We start from the raw sequence: 19,066 nt of genomic DNA on the forward strand, positions 1-19,066 counted from the left end.
ACGTCGGCAGACTTAGTCCTGATAGCCGCGAATTCATCCCCAGGCTCTTAACCCGAACTGACGTTTTTCACGGAAGAAGAATGGAGAATAGAGAGTATCACCGCTTCTTCTTTTTGCCCGCTTTAGGTTGAAAGCCTGCTCCAGATTTTGTCTGATCGCTTGGGGATTCTGCTACGTCCGGTTGGTTTTCATCCCCATTCAACACGACATACTTGCGATTTTGCTCTCGTATCCGGGCATCGTCGTCATTGTAGAAGAACGATAACAATGCAAATCGGCGTCCCTGTGTCACAGGTGTAACTTCATGGAGTAACGAGCAGGAGAAGATGACGGCTTCTCCTACGTTAGGACGGTAATATTGGGAGCCATATTCTGGGAACCACAAACACCCCCCTTCATACTCTCCAGTATTGAGGTTCAGCGTCATGGCAAAGCGACGATGAGCCGTTCCCTTGGTGGTGTTGTCCCGATGTCGTCGAAAAAAGCCCTGATCTGTAGCTTCATAACAAGCCACAAGATGACGCTCAAACCGACTGATGCTGAATTGAAACGCCTTTTCAATTTCGGGTTTAACCCGCCTCAATATCAGATGATTGATCTGTTGTAGAAGTTTTGGATCTTCAATGAGGAAATCACGTCGCTTTTTAAACTTGTAGTCAAATATCTCAACGGTTTTGCCATCTACCTGCCGCATAAAACCAGAATCTCGACTGCCCTGCGCTTCGTAAAGCTGAATCAATTGCTGGCACAAGTCGGGACTCAGCACGTGAGGAATAAACAGGGCGGGAGCTTGACGGGTTGCCAGAGTTGGCGGTGGAAACTCCGGTAATGCTTGAGCAAGCTGCAATAGCTGAGCGACGTGTTGGGTCGGATCTTGGATTGAGGCGATCGCCACGATTTGCAGATTTTGGTTGAGCACAAAACTGGTAGGCATGTACTGAACATCAGTGCCGGACGTACTTGGCTGACAAACGCCGTAAAGTTGGCTCACCGATCGCTCAAAATCCCAAAACAATTTGCAATAGGTCAGGTCTGTAATCTGCTCTTGAAGAGGCAGGTCATCGGGATCAATCAATACGCCAAAAAAAGGGATGTTAGCTTGCTTCAACTCTGACTGTAAAGCTAGAAACTGTCGCAACACCTCCCGACAGCAATCGACTTTAGAGCTACCTAAAAAAGACAAGATAACGCGGTAGCCCCCAACCGTATCAAAGTTAAAGCTGGGATTAGAAGTAGAAGGAAGACGAAACCACGGAGCGGGCTCGCCTACAGTCAGATGCGACATGGCGATCGCTTGGGGTGAATAAACTTACCTAGACAATATAACAGAGCTTTAAAGCAACAAACGGCAGAATGTACGGGCAGTGGATGGGCAACGTTGATATCTACCTCTCTCTGGGCAATCTATTTTTAATGAGTTTTACAACGCAACATAGATTTCTCTAAAGCAGGGTTGGCTGAGCGGCGTTGACTCATCGTGTCTTCTTCTGAGGTATTTTCCACGCCAATTTATGAAGTACTTTCCGGTTTCACTGAGAATCTCAATGTCCATAGCAGTGCTGATTTTCAGCATAGTTTTGGGAATAGTCAATTTTCAAGCAAATTTGTCGCAAGAAGAGCTTCAGCGATCGCTATTGACGATAGAGTTTCTCCTGCTTCTTGTGATTGCGTGGTTCCTTCTGGATAAAACCCTGACCCAAAGTACGATTTGCCTCGTTGTTAATCAACAAAAATTACTGCGACAACAGGTTGAGCAGGCAGCCCTGCTGAAGCAAATTACAGAACGTATTCGTGACAGTTTGGATGCTGAACAGATTATGAAAACCACAGCAACCCAAATTGGTAAAACCTTTCGGGTCAACTGTTGCACCATTTACACCTACATCGTCGAACCAGCCCCTTGTTTTTCAATCAAGGCAGAATATTGCGCGCCAGGATGCCCTTCCTTTAGAGAATTTGAGGACTCACTACTCGGCAATCCCTACATTGAGCAAGTTTTGATGCAAGATCAGGTTTTTACCTTTTCGGATGGTCAAGTAGAGCCGACTCGCAGGGTTGAATGGATCTCCTCTGATTCGATGGCGATCGCCCATCCATCTTCATTAATCGTGCGGACATCGTTTCAAGGTAAACCCAATGGCATCATCGGCATTCACCACAACAGCTGTCATCCCTCAGAGGAAACGGCTTGGCATCACCAGTGGACGCCTGAAGAGATCGAATTACTAGAGGCGATCGCTGATCAAGTTGGCATTGCGCTAGAACACGCTCGCTTACTAAAACAAGAAACGCAACAACGGGAGAAGTTAACGGAACAGAATATTGCCCTGGAGCAGGCAAAACATGCCGCCGATACGGCAAATCGAGCAAAAAGCGATTTTTTGGCAATGATGAGCCATGAAATTCGGACTCCCATGAATGCGGTCATGGGTATGGCTGGAATCTTATTAGAAACCTCTCTGACATCGCAGCAACAGGATCTAGTGCAAACCATTCGTCAGAGTAGTGATGCGCTGTTGACCATCATGAACGGCATTTTAGATTTCTCTAAAATCGAGTCGGGCAAATTGGAGCTAGAACAACACCCGTTTAACCTACGAACCTGTATCGAAGAATCTCTGGATTTATTGGCTCCCAAGGCGAACCAAAAAGGATTAGAACTGGCGTATGTCATTGACCCAAATACCCCTGAGATGATCTTGAGTGACAGCACCCGTCTGCGCCAAATTTTGGTCAACCTGATCAGCAACGCAGTTAAATTCACGCAGGTCGGTGAAGTCACGATTTCAGCCAAAGCCCATAAGTTAGCTCGACCAACTGATGCTCCTAATAGCGACGGATTCACTCACAGCATCTGGTTTAGCGTTAAAGACACGGGAAGTGGTATTCCCTCTGATCGGCTCGATCGCCTGTTTCAACCCTTTAGCCAGGTTGATTCCTCTGTCAGTCGAACCTACGGAGGGACTGGCTTGGGCTTGGTCATTTGCCAGCGTTTATGCGAAATGATGGGTGGTCGAATCTGGGTTGACAGCGAACTGAGTAAGGGTACAACTTTTTATTTCTGCATCCTGGTTCGGGCTCTATCTGCGACTCCAGACCTGGCTGTAATCGACTTTTCTCTCACCGGAAAACGGTTATTGTTGTTTGACCACAACGAGATTCGCCGCGAGAATGTACGCTTGCAGGCTCAAAATTGGGGTCTTCAGGTGCAGACAGTTGATTCTGAAACAGCGGTGTTGAGCTGTTTACAAACACACCCCCCCTTTGATGTCGTTATGCTCCCCCAGGGAGCATCAACCGCCGAGGGGCAACCATTGACAACTGCAATCCGGCAGCTTCCTTTGAAGAGTGCCGTTCCCTTGATTCTGATGACCTCTGGCTACTTATCGAGATTGGAGGCAACTGAGCAAACCCCGTTGTTGACTTTCTATCTGCATCAACCTGTCAAACAATCCCAGTTTTACAATGCACTGATGGAAATCTTTGCAGATCAACTGCCACACTTGCCAACGGTGCCTGCCTTTAATGTTGAGTCACGAATAGCTGAACAGCTTCCTCTCCGAATCCTATTGGTGGAGGATAATGTGGTCAATCAAAAGATCGCACTCTTACTGTTGGAGCGGTTGGGATATCGGGCTGATGTGGCTGGAAATGGGATAGAAGCATTGGAGGCATTGCAACGGCAGATGTATGACGTTGTTTTGATGGATATCCAAATGCCAGAAATGGATGGACTGAGTGCAACTCGCCTGATCTGTGAAATGTGGGAACCGGGCTCGCGCCCGTACATTATTGCGATGACGGCAAACGCTATGCAGGGCGATCGCGAGGAGTGTTTTCATGCCGGAATGAGTGATTACATCAGCAAACCTATTCGGCCTGAGCGGTTAATAGCGGCTCTAGAACAATGTCGCCCAAACCCCCATCGCATTGCTGCTTGTTACCAGTGTGAATTTTTGGTTGGAGCAAATGGCTCAGTGACAGGTTATTCCCCTACAGAATCAAAAGTAGTGTCTGGGGATGTCTCAGCTGAAAATTTGGCTGCTTTGAGCACCTTAAATCGGCATGTTTTAGAGGAAACAGCCTACCAAATTGCTGGTGAAGCGGCTTCTAGTTTTATGGTGGAGATGATTGAGTGCTATCTGGACGATGCGCCCAAGCTGATTGGTTCCCTCAAAACGGCGTTTGCCGAGAGGAACGCAACTGGACTTCGGCAGGCTGCTCATACTCTTAAATCCAGCAGTGCAACCTTGGGGGCAGATAGATTAAGCCGATTGTGTCAGATGCTGGAGAAATCGTTGCAAGTCTGGACGTTTGGTGGGGAGAGTTATGTCGGGCAGATTGAGACAGAGTATAAGCAGGTGCAGATGGCTCTGCATCTGGAGGTCTTAAAACTACAACAGGTTTGTTTAGAAGGGGTTTGACCGACGTGGCTTATGGCGGTGATCATGGACGTTATAACCGTAGATACGTTAGATGGGGCGAAGGCGAGTCGGAAAGCTCCCCCCAGAATCAGCACCCTTACCCCATCTGCCGTCTATGCTAATTTTTGCCCCTGTTGCCTATTTGGTTTCAGCAAGCAACTCTCGTATATCGGTGACCTGTCCGGTGACAGCGGCAGCAACCACCATCGCTGGACTCATCAATAGGGTGCGACCTGACGCTGATCCCTGACGACCCTTAAAGTTGCGGTTTGAGGAGGAGGCACTGATCTGCCGTCCTTGCAGCTTATCGGGGTTCATCGCGAGGCACATAGAGCAACCAGGCTCTCGCCACTCAAATCCTGCTGCCAGGAAAATCTGATCAAGCCCTTCTGCCTCGGCTTGCTGTTTAACCCGCTCTGAGCCGGGGACGACAAAGGCTTTGACTCCCTTGGCTACATGCCGACCATTGGCGATTTTGGCAGCCTCGCGCAGGTCAGTAATACGTCCATTGGTACAACTGCCGATAAAGCAGACATCGACCTTGGTGCCCTGGATGGCTTGTCCGGGAGCAAGATCCATGTATTGGTATGCCTCCTGTGCGATCGCGCGATCGCCCTCTGCCAACGCTTCTAGGATGGGTACTGTTTCGTTTACCCCAATTCCCTGTCCCGGTGTGATTCCCCAGGTGACAGTCGGCGGAATATCTGCTGCATCAAAGACCACCACATCGTCATATTCAGCATCGGCATCACTGCGAATGCTCGTCCACCAGGCAACAGCGCGATCCCAATCGTCGGCTTTGGGAGCGAAGTCACGCCCCTTGAGATACTCAAAGGTCACGGCATCGGGGTTGACGTAACCGCAGCGGGCACCACCCTCAATCGACATATTGCAGACCGTCATGCGTTCTTCCATGCTCATCTGCTCAAAGGTTGTGCCTGCAAACTCATAGGCATAACCAACTCCGCCTTTCACTCCCAGCGTGCGGATGATGTGCAACACAACATCTTTGGCGTAAACACCGGGTTTGAGGGTGCCATTGACCTCAATTTTGCGGACTTTCAGTTTTGCCAGAGCCAGAGTTTGAGACGCCAACACGTCCCGAACTTGACTGGTGCCAATACCAAAGGCGATCGCCCCAAACGCACCATGGGTCGAGGTGTGGCTATCTCCACAGGCGATCGTCATGCCAGGTTGGGTCAGACCCTGTTCAGGAGCGATGACATGCACGATTCCCTGACTACCAGAGCCAATGTTGTAAAAGGTAATATGGTTGTCTTTGCAATTCTGCTCCAGGGCTTGCATCATCTCTTCCGCGAGGGGATCAGCAAAGGGGCGTGCCTGGTTTTCAGTGGGCACAATATGATCGACCGTAGCGATGGTGCGTTCTGGAAACATGACGCTTAGCCCTCGCTCCCGCAGCATGGCAAATGCTTGAGGGCTGGTCACTTCGTGGATCAGGTGTAGCCCAATAAAAAGCTGTGTTTGTCCCGATGGAAGGGTGCCAACCGTATGCAAATCCCAAACTTTATCGAACAGTGTGCCTTTACTCATGACTTAAAAATGTCTTTTCAGGGAGTGGATCTCTGATTTTATCTAAAAATGATGAATCGTTTCCTAAAATCATCCTGTTAGGCAGATGACAGCATTAAACTGGTCTAGCTGCACACTAATCTAGCTGCACACTGAAGCATTCATTTACTGAGCGGTGTTGAGGGTTTATGAGTCTGAACCGGGTGTCTGAACGATTGTACTGGTTTCGATATGCCTTACAATTGCGGGGCTCTGTGATCCCTGCAATCTTACCCCGGACAATTGTCTGCGGTGGGTTTGGTGCCTTAATCTCTATTCTCTATTACGCTGGGGTGCCCGTTTCAATGCCTGTGTTGGCGAGTTTAATCCCCAACATTGTCTTGGGGTTAATGCTTGTTTTTCGCACTAACACTGCCTATGAACGGTTTTGGGAGGGGCGACGGTTGTGGGGTAATTTGAACAATGCCATTCGTAATTTGGCGCGTCAGATTTGGGTCGTTATTCTTGAAAAGAAACCCCGCGATCGCCAGGAAAAAGCTGCTGCTCTGCGCTTACTGGTGGCATTTGCCGTTGCTCTGAAATTGCATTTGCGGCAAGAACCGATTAGTGACGAATTGAAAGCATTGTTATCTCCATCCCGTTTTTTCACGTTGAAGGAGATGTTGAACCCACCACTTGAGATTGCCTTTTGGGTTGGGGATTATTTGCAATTACAATATCGGCGCGATCGCCTCAACATTTACCAACTCAATGCAATGCAGGAATTGTTAAATCAAATGGTTGATGTTTTAGGAGGGTGTGAACGTATCCTTAAAACTCCAATTCCTCTCGCCTATGCCATTCATCTAAAGCAACTATTACTGATTTATTGTTTGACGTTGCCGTTTCAGTTTGTTGATGACTTGAGTGTGTGGACTGGACCGATTGTTGCGTTGGTTAGTTTCACCCTGTTTGGCATCGAAGAAATTGGCATTGAAATCGAGAATCCCTTTGGTCGTGATCCTAACGATTTACCGTTAGATGCGATTTGTGCCACGATGCTTCACAACATTGAAGATTTAATGACTCTCACGCCCAGCACGGCTGTTGCATCTGAAGAAATCGAAGAGATAGAGAGGCATCGAGAATTGCTATCTCGTTCTGAAGAGAGTTCTGAAATTCCATAACATTTGCTACACAATCGATTGTTCTTAAGAAGCTTTACCATAGTTAATATTCGATGGAAAACAAGTTCTAGAAAATTTGGAAAATGTTTAGTTTTTGACAGGATTTGAAAGTAATTAAAGTTTCTTGAAGTGGCAATTGAGAATCTTTTTTAGTAAGGGAAAGCGTCGGTTGACTCTCCTGTTAAATCTAGATACAGTAACTCTAACTAGACCTACATCATTCATTAAGTGCGTCCGAGGAAATTGTTATGGCTGAGAGTGGAGTTGTACTACATCCGTTTAATCAAATCAGGGAAAATCCAATCGCGTTGGATTTGAATGTTACTCCGGCTATCTGTGAGGGATTAAATATTACGTTGGCAAGTTTTCAAGCTCTATATTTGCAATATCAAAAACATCATTTTGTAGTTGAAGGAGCTGAATTTTATCAACTACATCAGTTTTTTGAAGACGGCTATGAAGAGGTTCAGGGTCATGTTCATGAGTTGGGTGAACGCCTGAATGGGTTAGGTGGAGTGCCTGCTGCAAGCTTCAGCAAACTGGCGGAATTGTGCTGTTTTACACCAGAGTCAGATGGCGTCTATTCCTGTCGCGATATGGTGATCCACGATTTAGCCGCAGAGCAAGAAATCATCAAAACCATTCGTCGTCAGGCGGGTCAGGCAGAAAGTCTGGGCGATCGCGCTACTCGATATCTCTACGAAAAGATTTTGCTAGAAACTGAGGATCGGGCATTCCACCTCGATCACTTCCTGGCGCACGACAGCCTTACTCCGGCGTTTCGTCTTAACAACGGTAACTAACCAACGCAAATTCAATAGGGGCTTACACAACACCCCTATTGAGGCGTTGAAGTTGAGGCGTTGAAGGGTGATCCCGTGCTTCCCCTGATCGGGGAATCGTAAATTTATCTATCATGGTTGCTAGAGTTAAAATTCTTCATTTCTAGCTGCCTTGAACCATTCCTTTGCCTATCTTCTTGTCTCACACGGCAGTCGTGATCCGCGCCATCAGCTCGCGATGGAGGCGATCGCCACATTGGTTGCTGCCCGGTTAAGTCAGCCTGAATTATCCGTCAATGGGATGCACAACGGGACGCACTTGAGTGAGGGCGATCGCGCTCTGGGCCGATCTGAAGGGCAATTTCAGGGGCAATTCCATCAGAGTGAAGCGGGAATACTTCCAGCAGGGGAATCTGCCTTTGCTCCGCCATTTTCTGAAGAGAGAATCGCCTCTGTGCCTCTTGTGGCAACCGCCGCTCTAGAGCTTCAGCCATTGCCCCTCCATGCGCAGATTCAGCAGTTTGCCGAGCGAGCGATCGCCCAGGGTTACCGTTCGGTCAAGATTTTGCCGTTGTTTTTGTTGGCAGGTGTGCATGTTGCAGAGGACATTCCGGCGGAAGTGGCGATCGCCCAACGCCAATTGGGTCAACGGATTGAGCTAAAGCAATGCACTTATGTTGGGTTCTATTCCCAGATCCAACACCTAATTGTTAACGCCTTCGAGGTGCCCGATCAAATCCCAGTTAATGCTACTAAAATCCTCGTGGCACATGGTAGTCGGCGATCGCAGGGTAACGATACGGTTGAGGCGATCGCCCAAGACATCGGCGCAGTGACGGCATATTGGTCACTGGCTCCCAGTCTGGAGGATCGAGTTCTGGCACTGTCAAACATGGGCTATCGTGATATCGCTGTCCTGCCCTATTTTCTATTTGCTGGGGGCATTACCGATGCGATCGCCCAAAAGGTTGAACAGTTATCTGACCAGTTCCCTAAAATTCACTTTTACCTGGCTCAGCCGTTAGGTGCTCGTCCCGCCTTTGCTGACCAGATTGCAGCGTTGTTGCAGTCTGATGATGCTAGCCTGCGTTTACATTGCGAGGCAATTCCACACGGAAGGTAGATCCCACGCCAACTTCGCTTTCCAGGGCTATGCTACCGTGCATCAGCTTGACCAGAGCTTGGGTAATTGGTAACCCCAAACCTGTGCCATTGTGCTGGCGGGTCAAGGTCTGGTTGACCTGCCAAAACTCCTGGAAGATGAGCTTTTGATGTTTTGGATCGATGCCAATCCCGGTATCGTGTACAGCGATCGCCACCCGTCCTTCGGGTAACTCAAAGACTTCAACAAAAACTCCACCAATATTGGTAAATTTGATGGCGTTAGACATCAGATTGATTAAAACTTGATGCAAACGAGTGCGATCGTTGACCACAGGAATACTGGCATTTGTTGGCAAACTGACCTGGAGAGATAGTTCTTTTTGCTTTGCCAGACTTTGCAACTCATGCATCGTACTTTTAACCAACTCCACCAGATCAAAAGAACTGGGGCACAATTCAAGGTGATTGACCTTGAGCCGGGAGATGTCAAGCATCTCTTCAATCAGGGTCAGCAGGTGACGACCATTACTGACAATCCTCTCGACCATGTGGACGACCTGGGGATCGGCACCCTGATGAAATTGTCGAAATAACAATTGCGAAAACCCCAATATGGCGTTCATGGGTGTCCGCAACTCATGCGACAACATCGCAATAAACTGATTTTTGAGGCGATCGGCTTCTAGCAGTTGCAAATTTTGGAGTTGCATCTGGCGCAACTGTTCATCGGCTTGCTTACGAGCCGTGATGTCTCGCAATAACCAACGTAGGGCGATCGCGTGTCCTCGCTCATCTCGGACTGTTTCGATTGTTAAGGCTGCATCAAACAGTCCCTGATCCTGCGATAACAATTTAATCTCCCACTCTTGCACTCGATTAATGCTGGGAAGTTGATTGAGCAGCATACAAAAGCTGCGCTGATCCTCTTCAGGGACAACAGAGACTAAATTTTTGCCGATCAAATCTTGTTTGCAAATGTTGAGCACTGAAGCTGCAACTCGATTAGCCTCACAGATCGTGCCGTAAATATCAGTGACTAAATAGCCATCAGGTGCAAACTCAAACAGCTCCTGATAGCGATGTTGCTCAGCTTCAGCTAATTGTTGAGCAATTAGTAATTGCTCGTTCTGTTGTCGTAGCTCTTCCTCAGCCGTTTGCAACTCTTCTAATGCAGTTTGCAACTCATGCAAACAGGAAATCACCAAGTCAGGTTGCCGCCAGGGAGTCTTTCCAGCAGTGTGATGTAACTGTTCCATCCGATGTTGCACATTTTCTATACGGTATAGAAAAGTCCTACCCTGTCCATGTCTAGTCATTTTTTCAAAAAAACTAAATTAAATCTTTGTTCAGATCAAATAAAAGGGTTTAGTAAAAAGCTGTCAGAATTAATGCAGGCTAATTCCAACATCCTTTTAAGAATGACTTTCAGGGTTGCTAAAGTGCATCCTCTTTAGGATTGAGTCTGTTGAAGATAAGTTTGGCAGAGATAATGAGTTAGTTTTAAGTGTTAGAAAAGAGAAACATAATGAAAAGAAAAGTGAAACAAATTATATGACAGTAATAGATAAGTAAATGGGATAACTTAACGTGAATTGAGATAAGGGTTTTGGCGGTTGAAACCGTAGCTGTAGTAAAGTGCCGAGTGCTAAGAACTAAGTACTAAGACTGAAAGGCAGGTCATACATCACGTTCAGATTTGAGAGATGTCTTAACTAACCTTTCAGTTGCTCCTGGAAGGAGATATCGAGAGGAACGTAGACCCGCGTTATAGTCCTTCCTTAAGGTAGATGTGCCCTTTCCCATCCACCGTCAATTTTTCCTGTTGTTGTAGTTCGCCCATTAAGCGAGTGATTGTAGCTCTGGTGCTTCCACAGGCATTTGCCAGGTCTTCGTGGGTTAGACGAACACTCAGGCGTGTTCCTTCAGGTGTAGGCTCACTCATTTCTTTTTTGAGTAGCTCTAATAGGCGGTACAACCGATCTTTAATATGACGCTCTCCAGCGATCGCTAATAACGCTTCTGTTTGCCGCAACCGTCGGGCATTGATTACAAAAAAGAGTTGGGCTAATTGAGGAGAATTGGCAATTTCTTCGAGCGAGATAGCGACGAGTTGAACATCTGAGAGGGCGATCGCCTGATATAGCGATAGCGAGGTCAGATAAGCTCCAAAAACCATTCCTGGACCTACCAACCCAGTGACAATATCTGAGTTGGCATCAATTGGAGTCGTTAGCTTGACTAATCCCTGAACAACGAGCCAGATCTTCTCAGGCTCTAAAGCAATCAGTTCTCGGCGATTGTAGGTATGGACAAAGCGATTTTTTTGGATGGTCTGGATATAATCTGTGTTGGACTGATGTTTGTTGTGGTTGTAGTTGTTAATGGAAATTAATTGCTTACGATTAGTGATATCCCGAATTAACCAGCGTAATGTTTTGCGATCGCCTCTGGATGCAGCAATTCCTACGACACATTCCACATCTACAGGTTTGCGATCGCGTGGATAAATTGAGAGTTCCCATGTTTGTGGAGAACTGTTGTTAAGTTGCAGAAGACGCGATCGCAAGTGAGCGTGATAATGCTCATCAACAAATAAACTAAACGGTTTACCCGCCAAAAATCGAGTAGATACACCCAAAAGACTTGCTGTTGCTTGATTGGCTTCTAAAATATTGCCATCGACATCTGTAATTAAGTAAGCTTCTGGAGCAGATTCAAATAGGTCTTGATATTGCTGTCTTTCTCGCTCTGCTGTTGCTAAAGCTTGACCTAAAGCCTCATTCTGCTCACGCAATGCTTCTAAAGTCACTTCCAATTCTTCAGAAGCCACTCCCAGTTCTTTCAAAGAAAAAGGGACTAAATCCAAAGACATGTCAGAGTCAGCACGAGTCATCAATGTGAAGATGCGATCGCGCATGGCAGTGATCTGTCGGGAAAAGTACTCGATATCCATTATTATTATTATTGAAGTAATTTGACTTTGAGTTCCTAATTAAAGGCTTTTCTGGAGCTTTCGCCTTTAAATTGTAGTAACCATATTCTGAGACAGAACTCCCCCTCGTAATAATTCTGTCTAGCGATTAATCCGAGCAAGTAGTTTATATTGAACCTGTGTTGATCAACACATTTTGTCTTCACAGATCAATTGTGAATTGTTGCTCAGGCTATTTCTCCTTAATTTGTGCTGCACCTCAACATGGAGCTAAAGGCATTTCGCGAAATCTTCTCAAGTCAGTCCTTACGGGCGATCAGATAATAACGCCACGGCGCAGGATATCCCTCAATTGTCTGGGAGCGATCGCCAGGGTCAAGAAACTCTTGCAGACTATCAATATTTGCCCAGGCTGTGCGGCGTTGTTCCTCGATAGAAAGGGGAGCCGCAAAGAAGGAATGCACCTGCGAGAAACCTGCACGAGCCATCCAGGTTTCCAGACAGGATTGAGTTGGCAAAAACCAAATGCCCCTTGCCTGAGCATAGCGTTTGCGGGGAGTCAGTGCTACAGGCATATCTCCAGGAATGCCCTGGCAATCGATAATTAATTCGCCTTTGGGAGCCAGAGCTTCTCGCAGTTTCACTAACAAGCCGATGGGGTCTGTGTGATGATACAAAATTCCTAAACAAAAAATTGTGTCAAAAAAATTGGGATAAAAGTGGATGTGCTCAACACCCAACAACTCAAAGGATAACTGGCTTTGTTGAGCAATGTTTTGTAGCAATTGGAAGTTCCAAAAATGTTTCGCAACAGGCTCAAAACCAATGACACAAGCGGGTTTATGATCTGCCATGCGAAACATGAAATATCCGTTGTGACATCCAATATCGGCTACTTTGCGATCGCCCAACGGTTGAATGTGGGGTAAGATGCGTGCCCATTTCCAATCCGATCGCCACTCCGCGTCGATTGCCACTCCAAACAATTCAAAAGGTCCTTTTTTCCAGGGACAAAAGGTTTGTAGTGCGCGGTAGAACTGCTGCTGTTGTTCGGCGGATAGCTCGTCTGCGCGACCGATTTTGACCGTATCTCCAGCAAAATCAAACCACTGACTGTGCAGGTCACGAACAGATTCCACTGCCCCAAGGTAAGGTTGCATAGAAGGGGTAAACAGACTGGCTAGCCGTTCTTGACGTACCGTGGCGATCGCCTCTCGATTTAGCTCGTTGCCATATTGGTCGAGGTAATCGGGGGCTGTATAAACAATTGCCTCAGAGGAAAAACTGCTTTGCATCGCGTCGTGCAACATAACCAATCGTTAGCCAAAAACACGGATGTGTTACCCCTGTAGAGTAGCTTGATTCCGCAGGAATTGGAATTCGGCATGGAGTTAGTGCCTGTCCGAAAACCAGTTCTTGTTCCCAACTTCTAGCTGAGAATGCCCTACAAGTGCTTCTACCACTGATGGTCAGGGGGCAGAGCTTTGGAACGAGATATTCAGTCAATCAGGGTTAATAGTTATTGGTTAATGGTCAATGGTCAATGGTCAATAGTTATTGGTTAATGGTTAATAGTCAATGGTCAATAGTTATTGGTTAATGGTCAATAGTTATTGGTTAATGGTCAATGGTTAATAGTCAATGGTCAATAGTTGTCGGTTAATAGGCCATTGGTCAATAGTTATTGTTTACCTGAAAGCGCAATGTTTACTTTTCAGACATTTTCTTCTCAATGATTTGGAATTGTTCTAGCAACGATTGAACAATAACCTCGCTTCAAATTAATCATCACCATTGATTCATGACCCCATTCCGTTTTGATAGTAACGATTGATAGATAGCTCTATGCCATCGCGATCGCAGGTAGACAATAACGAAGGTTTGCTGGTCGTTACAACATTTGGTCAATCACTCTTTGCGATCGCCCCTTCCTGCTAGATGTGTACCCTTAGTAGGTAAGCTGAGCTTCTCAAACCTTTGCTTAATTACGCCAGTTGATAGAAACCTCACTTCATTTTAATAATCATGATTGATAGTTAGCTCTATTCCATTCTGATAGTTACTGTCTATATAGCGATCCTAAATCGTTTGTGAAAGTGCCCGCCCTTTGGGCGGGCACTTTCACAAACAGCTTTTTTCACAAATCAAATAGGATTGCTATAGCAGCAATTGATAGTCATGATTGATAAATGGCTCTATTTGAGTTACTAAGACGTTCCTGAATAGATAGATAAGGGCACTGCGATTGCTGAATGTTGAAGACTGTATATAAAGCTGAAAGCGTTTCAGGGTAAAGATTTCCGTCTATTAACTTGTTCTGATGCAAGGCGAAATTCCTGGTTGAGCCTGAGGCCATCCTGATAATAACGATTGACCTATTGAGTGATTGATCAACAACTAAATGTAATTTCAATAGTAAGTATTGATGGATTTTTGGATTAAACTCTGGTAGTAAGCATTTATAACTAATCGTGATTCATAAATTGGCATTTTAAGCCAAAACTAAAAAGAAAACCTTATTCTTCAAATTAATGAATTTGAGATACAAAGCTAAACAAAATCAAAACTTATATATCTAATTTGAACTTTCATTTTTTAATTGCATTTATGAGCTTAAAAAAACCTTTAAGAGAAGCTAATCTATTTTCAAGTAAGAAATTAAGCATTTGACAAATAGCCAAGACCAACTGGAAAGAAAGCCCTTCTTTTCGGCTACTTCGCAATGTCAAATATTCACTCATGTTAGGAGGAAAATTGCTCATGTCTAAGCTTTCAAGACGTCGGTTTCTCTATACTGCCGGTGCAACTACAGCAGGTACAATTTTGCTCAATGCCTGCACCAACCCACCTAATCCAAATCAACAACAAACAACTACAACCGCTTCCCCGGCAGTTAACGTTGGTGGTGGAGAAGGGCCGGAAGTCACTACGGCTCGACTGGGTTATATCCCGATTTTTGAATCAACTCCCATTATCATTGCGAAGGTCAAAGGCTTTTTTGATAAGTATGGAATGACCGATGTACAGGTTGTGAAACAAGCCTCTTGGGGGGCGTTGCGGGATAACGTGATCATTGGTTCTCAAGGGGGCGGATTGGATGCAGCCCAGTTTCAAATGCCTATGCCCTACTTTTTAAATGAAGGGTTGATTACAGCAGACAAATCCAAACTGCCCATGTATGTGCTGTTGCAAACTTCCACGCAGGGGAATGGAATTGCGATCGCGGGTAAGCACAGCGGCAAGAACATGCACTTGAATTTGAGTCAGGTAAAATCCTATTTCACTCAACTCAAAGGGGGTGGAACTCCGTTCACAGCGGCTTACACCTTCCCCGGTGCGAATCAGGAATTGTGGATTCGCTACTGGTTAGCCGCAGGTGGAATTGACCCTGATGCTGATGTGAAGCTGATTGCTGTTCCACCACCACAAACCGTTGCCAACATGAAGACGGGAACCATGGATGGATTTAGCACAGGTGACCCGTGGCCCTACCGGATTGTGCAAGAAAACATTGGCTTCATGGCAACATTGACTGCTCAAATTTGGCCTGCTCACCCAGAGGAATACTTTGCAGTGCGTGCTGATTGGGCAGATCAATATCCCAAGGCGACGAAAGCCATCATGAAGGCGTTGATGGAGGCACAGCAATGGGTTGATGACCCTGCCAACCGGGATGAAGCCATTCAGATTCTCTCCGGTCGGGAATACTTTAACCTCGCTGCCGATATCCTCACTCCTCCGATGAAGGGGCAATACAACCTGGGTGACGGTCAGCCCGCTATCAATGACATCAACATGGGACCACTCTTCTGGAAAGATCCGAGAGGCAGTGTGTCTTATCCTTACAAGAGCCACGATGCCTGGTTTCTGACAGAAAATATCCGGTGGGGCATGTTACCACTCGATACAGATGTCAAAGGATGGATTGATAAGGTCAACCGGGAAGACCTCTGGCGTGAAGCGGCTAAAGAAATGGGCATCGCCGATGCTGACATTCCTAAAGAAACTACACGCGGCGTTGAAACCTTCTTTGACGGCATTACCTTTGATGCCAATGATCCGACGGCATACCTGAAGAGCCTGCAAATCAAGAAGGTTTCTGTGTAGGCAGTTTGGTGGCGATCGCCCCTTGTAATAAGAGCGATGCTTTGACTTGTGGCGATCGCTATTGAACTTCGCTTATTCATCGCACTCAGCCCTGACATCGTAGTTACACATATGACCCAAATCTTTTGGGCTTGGCGATTGAAATCACAGCTAAAAGAGCAAAACCCGTCGATGTGGGTTACAGAAAACCTTGATGCATTGAGTCCGCGCAGATGGGCTTCGATCAAATAGGTGCGAATTCCATTCGCCTGCCACAGCACGGAATATCAAGGGTTTTGGAAATTTTGTCAGTCAACCAGATATAGCCGTAACCACATTCGATAGGGCGGAGGCGAGTCAGGAAACTCCCCCAATATCAGGGTTTGAACGATTGCCTTTGTCCTATGCTCTCTGACCAAAGCTATCAGAACTTATACCGACTTAAAGAGTTTTTTGGGCAAATCAGCGTTGGGGAGGGGTTTGGTACTGCCAAACCCGTACAAGCATTCGTCGCCTTCACAATTCAAATTGATATTACGCAGTTAGAACCCCTAACTCTTTTAAAGGGTAGCTTCCGGGATTTTCCCCTTCTCAAGTTACGGTGTACACACATCTCTGTTTTTTAATGAGACTTGGTTGCTCCAATGAGTTTCAAAACCAGGCATTGGGAGATTTTCCCCCAACCCCCCATTGGGGGACGCCACTGCCTCCCCTAAACCCCCTAGCAGAAGGTGTTTTGGTTAACCCAAAGGCGCGCTTCGCATCGGTTCCAAGTATGGGTGTTTCTGATTGGGTCAAGACTCTTGATAAAGGCTCAAAGTCCCTCAACGTTAGGGGATTTAGGGTCTGAAAGAACTTGTGTGTACACGGTAGCCTTTTCACAGTCTTAACCACCTCTCACTCACAAGGTTTCCTAACAGCCCAAGGGCAACCCTAAAAAGTTGCCCTTTTTTCTGGCGTTATTTCAATGCCACTAGTGAAACAAAATTATGCAATTTGATTAAAGTATCGATGTGCTCAAAGCCACTGTCGCGTAACATTTGAATCTGTTGCTGTTCCGTTAGGGGGACAAGCACATTCTCTAAAGCTTCTTTTTTACGTTCGATCTCAGTTCGGGCATAGCCGTTACGGGTTTTAAAGGCTTCATAATGCAACGTCACTGTTTCTTGTAATCGTGGATGGGGCGACTTCACCTTTTCACTCAAAAACAGCAGCCCTCCGGGTACTAAACCCTCATAGAGCGATCGCAACAACGTCTGTCGCTGTTTCACGGGCAAAAATTGCAACGTGTAATTAATTACGACGACACTGCTATTGTCAAACGATATATCTTCCGCATTCGCACAAATCAGTTTCACCTGATGTGTATGTTGAATCTCTTTTAACTTCTCATGGGCTTTCTCTAACATCGCCTCAGAGTTGTCGATGCCAACGAGTTGAGCCGGTTGTTTGAGAAAGCGTCCCAACAGTTCTAAAAAAGTACCGGTTGAGCAACCGATATCTACAATTTGAGTGTTGGGCTGGTAGTAGGCGTGTGCCCAATGCACCGCACAGGCAATCACCTCCCGATACAGTGGCACTGAGCGTGACACCATGTTATCGAAGACCCGCGCTACCTCTTCGTTAAAGGTGAAGGGCTTGGGCCACGGTCCTTTTTCAAATAGGTCATCTTTGTCAGGGTTGAGATAGAGCGATGTGGAATAAAGCTCAGCGTCGATTGGGTCGGGCATAAGGGAAAAAAGAAGAGAGAAGAAAGAAAAAAGAAGAGAGAAGAGAGAAAAAAGAAGGATGAAGGATAAAAGATAAAAAGAAAAGTAAGAGGGGTTGTTCCCCATTCCCTCACTTCCCTACTCCTCCACTCCCTACTCCCCACTCCCTCCAATCAACAGTGAACCCGACACAACTTTCTTAATCCACTCGGTGATGATTAATTGCTGTGGTGCGATCGCCTCTACTGTTTCATTGTGGATGTCTCGGAAGACTAAATTTTGGGGCAGAGGGAGTTCTTCTCCTGTAGTCAGCACAATACTTTTGATGTGTGAAACGTGAAACGATTGCGTTGTGTAGAAGACAAGGTACTGACCTTTCTCAGCAGCAACCACTTCGGCTAACCGTTGCGGCGTATTGTAATCATCCAGTTTTGATTTCATCCGGTTGAATAAAGAGGTCGTCCGATTGGCATTAAAAAATGGCGCACGAGTCTCTCGTACCCACTGTTTCCGCAGCACAACGGGATCATCCAAAATTTGCTGACAAATGCGGTCTATATCGATCGCCATATCTCCATCACGTCCCAGATGACGCAGATCTAAACGAACGGTATGTAAACCCGCTGCCTTCAGTGCCTCTAAGCGATCGAGAATGAACTGATCTTTGTCGAGAAACATCAACGTACCGTGAGCCGTTTCCACCGTGGGGAAGGGGCGTTGAGGAGACTCTTCAAACGCGACGGTGGTTTCTAAATAGGGTGCATTCTCTTCTTCTTGAGGATTGGAAATGTGTGCTGACAGGAGCGATCGCGGCGAGTAAAACAACAAAATCTGTCCAACGCCCAACAACTCACAGGCAACAGGCAGGCTTTGACAGTACTCAACCAATTGCTTTTCGGGGAGTTCGATGGATAGGATCAATCGCTCCAGCGAAGTGCCAAACAACTCACACCATCCTTGCAATGCCTCAAGGTTGTGGTTGCCTGTTTCGACGATGAGTTGCAGTGGCATCTCTGGCGCGTGAGTTGTAAGCCAATAAGCGGCTCCTACGTCGCTCACCCGCACTGCGGCGAAACGGCGCAGATCCCACCGTTGCAGGCGATCGCTCACCACCGACAACATCCGCTCGGTCATCACAATGTCCCATACCAGAACGGGACGCAATCCCCGCTGCGTGGCTTCTAGTGCCAGGGATTGCACCTCTGCTTCCCCCAACCTTCCCTGGCGAGCTAACAACGCTGGCTCCAGCAGCACCTCCTGTAACTGGGGGGCATGGGCACACCGCTCAAGATCACGACTGGAGGAGGCAAAGGTGTTGAATTGCATAGAG

General features: G+C 46.6%; 12 protein-coding genes. 5 read left to right on the top strand and 7 right to left on the bottom strand.

Annotation, left to right across the window (positions count from 1 at the left end; all coding sequences use genetic code 11):
- Positions 1 to 97 precede the first annotated feature (97 nt).
- Positions 98 to 1,285: a 2OG-Fe(II) oxygenase gene (locus tag H6G89_RS09590; protein WP_190505375.1), complete on the bottom strand. Its 1,188-nt coding sequence runs from the start codon at positions 1,283 to 1,285 to the stop codon at positions 98 to 100.
- A gap of 259 nt (positions 1,286 to 1,544) precedes the next feature.
- Here H6G89_RS09590 and H6G89_RS09595 point away from each other — a divergent pair, with 259 nt between their 5' ends.
- On the top strand, positions 1,545 to 4,424 hold the full coding sequence (locus H6G89_RS09595; protein WP_190505377.1) for a GAF domain-containing hybrid sensor histidine kinase/response regulator: 2,880 nt from the start codon (positions 1,545 to 1,547) through the stop codon (positions 4,422 to 4,424).
- 138 nt (positions 4,425 to 4,562) lie between these two features.
- Here H6G89_RS09595 and leuC read toward each other — a convergent pair whose 3' ends face one another.
- Complete coding sequence (gene leuC, locus H6G89_RS09600; RefSeq protein WP_190505379.1) at positions 4,563 to 5,978, bottom strand: 3-isopropylmalate dehydratase large subunit; 1,416 nt, start codon at positions 5,976 to 5,978, stop codon at positions 4,563 to 4,565.
- 167 nt (positions 5,979 to 6,145) lie between these two features.
- Between leuC and H6G89_RS09605 the strand changes: the two genes are divergently transcribed.
- The 3 genes from H6G89_RS09605 (at position 6,146) to H6G89_RS09615 (ending at position 9,028) form a co-directional block, all read left to right on the top strand.
- The gene (locus H6G89_RS09605) at positions 6,146 to 7,123 is read left to right on the top strand and encodes a bestrophin family protein (RefSeq protein WP_190505381.1); all 978 of its coding nucleotides are present in this window, start codon (positions 6,146 to 6,148) and stop codon (positions 7,121 to 7,123) included.
- 248 nt (positions 7,124 to 7,371) lie between these two features.
- Positions 7,372 to 7,926 carry a Dps family protein gene (locus H6G89_RS09610; protein WP_190505383.1) on the top strand — a complete coding sequence of 185 codons (555 nt, stop codon included), beginning with the start codon at positions 7,372 to 7,374 and terminating at the stop codon, positions 7,924 to 7,926.
- A gap of 151 nt (positions 7,927 to 8,077) precedes the next feature.
- Positions 8,078 to 9,028, top strand: a complete 951-nt coding sequence (locus tag H6G89_RS09615) for a sirohydrochlorin chelatase (RefSeq protein ID WP_190505385.1) — start codon at positions 8,078 to 8,080, stop codon at positions 9,026 to 9,028.
- Here the strand turns inward: H6G89_RS09615 and H6G89_RS09620 are convergent.
- From H6G89_RS09620 to cmoB, 3 genes are all read right to left on the bottom strand, one after another.
- Positions 8,985 to 10,325 carry a PAS domain-containing sensor histidine kinase gene (locus H6G89_RS09620; RefSeq protein WP_190505387.1) on the bottom strand — a complete coding sequence of 447 codons (1,341 nt, stop codon included), beginning with the start codon at positions 10,323 to 10,325 and terminating at the stop codon, positions 8,985 to 8,987. The two genes, H6G89_RS09615 and H6G89_RS09620, sit on opposite strands and share 44 nt — an antisense overlap.
- A 449-nt stretch (positions 10,326 to 10,774) precedes the next feature.
- Positions 10,775 to 11,962, bottom strand: coding sequence for a PAS domain S-box protein (locus tag H6G89_RS09625; RefSeq protein ID WP_190505389.1), 1,188 nt, complete (start codon positions 11,960 to 11,962; stop codon positions 10,775 to 10,777).
- Between the two features lie 278 nt (positions 11,963 to 12,240).
- Complete coding sequence (gene cmoB / locus H6G89_RS09630; protein WP_242059884.1) at positions 12,241 to 13,251, bottom strand: tRNA 5-methoxyuridine(34)/uridine 5-oxyacetic acid(34) synthase CmoB; 1,011 nt, start codon at positions 13,249 to 13,251, stop codon at positions 12,241 to 12,243.
- A 1,450-nt stretch (positions 13,252 to 14,701) separates the two neighbouring features.
- On the opposite strand from cmoB, the gene H6G89_RS09635 reads away from it, so the two are divergent.
- Positions 14,702 to 16,048: a CmpA/NrtA family ABC transporter substrate-binding protein gene (locus H6G89_RS09635; RefSeq protein ID WP_190505391.1), complete on the top strand. Its 1,347-nt coding sequence runs from the start codon at positions 14,702 to 14,704 to the stop codon at positions 16,046 to 16,048.
- A 938-nt stretch (positions 16,049 to 16,986) separates the two neighbouring features.
- Here H6G89_RS09635 and cmoA read toward each other — a convergent pair.
- Together cmoA and H6G89_RS09645 are read right to left on the bottom strand one after the other, a co-directional pair.
- A complete protein-coding gene (gene cmoA, locus H6G89_RS09640) occupies positions 16,987 to 17,757 on the bottom strand; it encodes a carboxy-S-adenosyl-L-methionine synthase CmoA (protein ID WP_190505393.1) in 771 nt (256 codons plus the stop codon).
- 132 nt (positions 17,758 to 17,889) lie between these two features.
- Positions 17,890 to 19,062 carry a U32 family peptidase gene (locus H6G89_RS09645; RefSeq protein WP_190505395.1) on the bottom strand — a complete coding sequence of 391 codons (1,173 nt, stop codon included), beginning with the start codon at positions 19,060 to 19,062 and terminating at the stop codon, positions 17,890 to 17,892.
- Between the last annotated feature and the right edge of the window lie 4 nt (positions 19,063 to 19,066).

This window comes from Oscillatoria sp. FACHB-1407, assembly GCF_014697545.1.
GTDB lineage: Bacteria > Cyanobacteriota > Cyanobacteriia > Elainellales > Elainellaceae > FACHB-1407.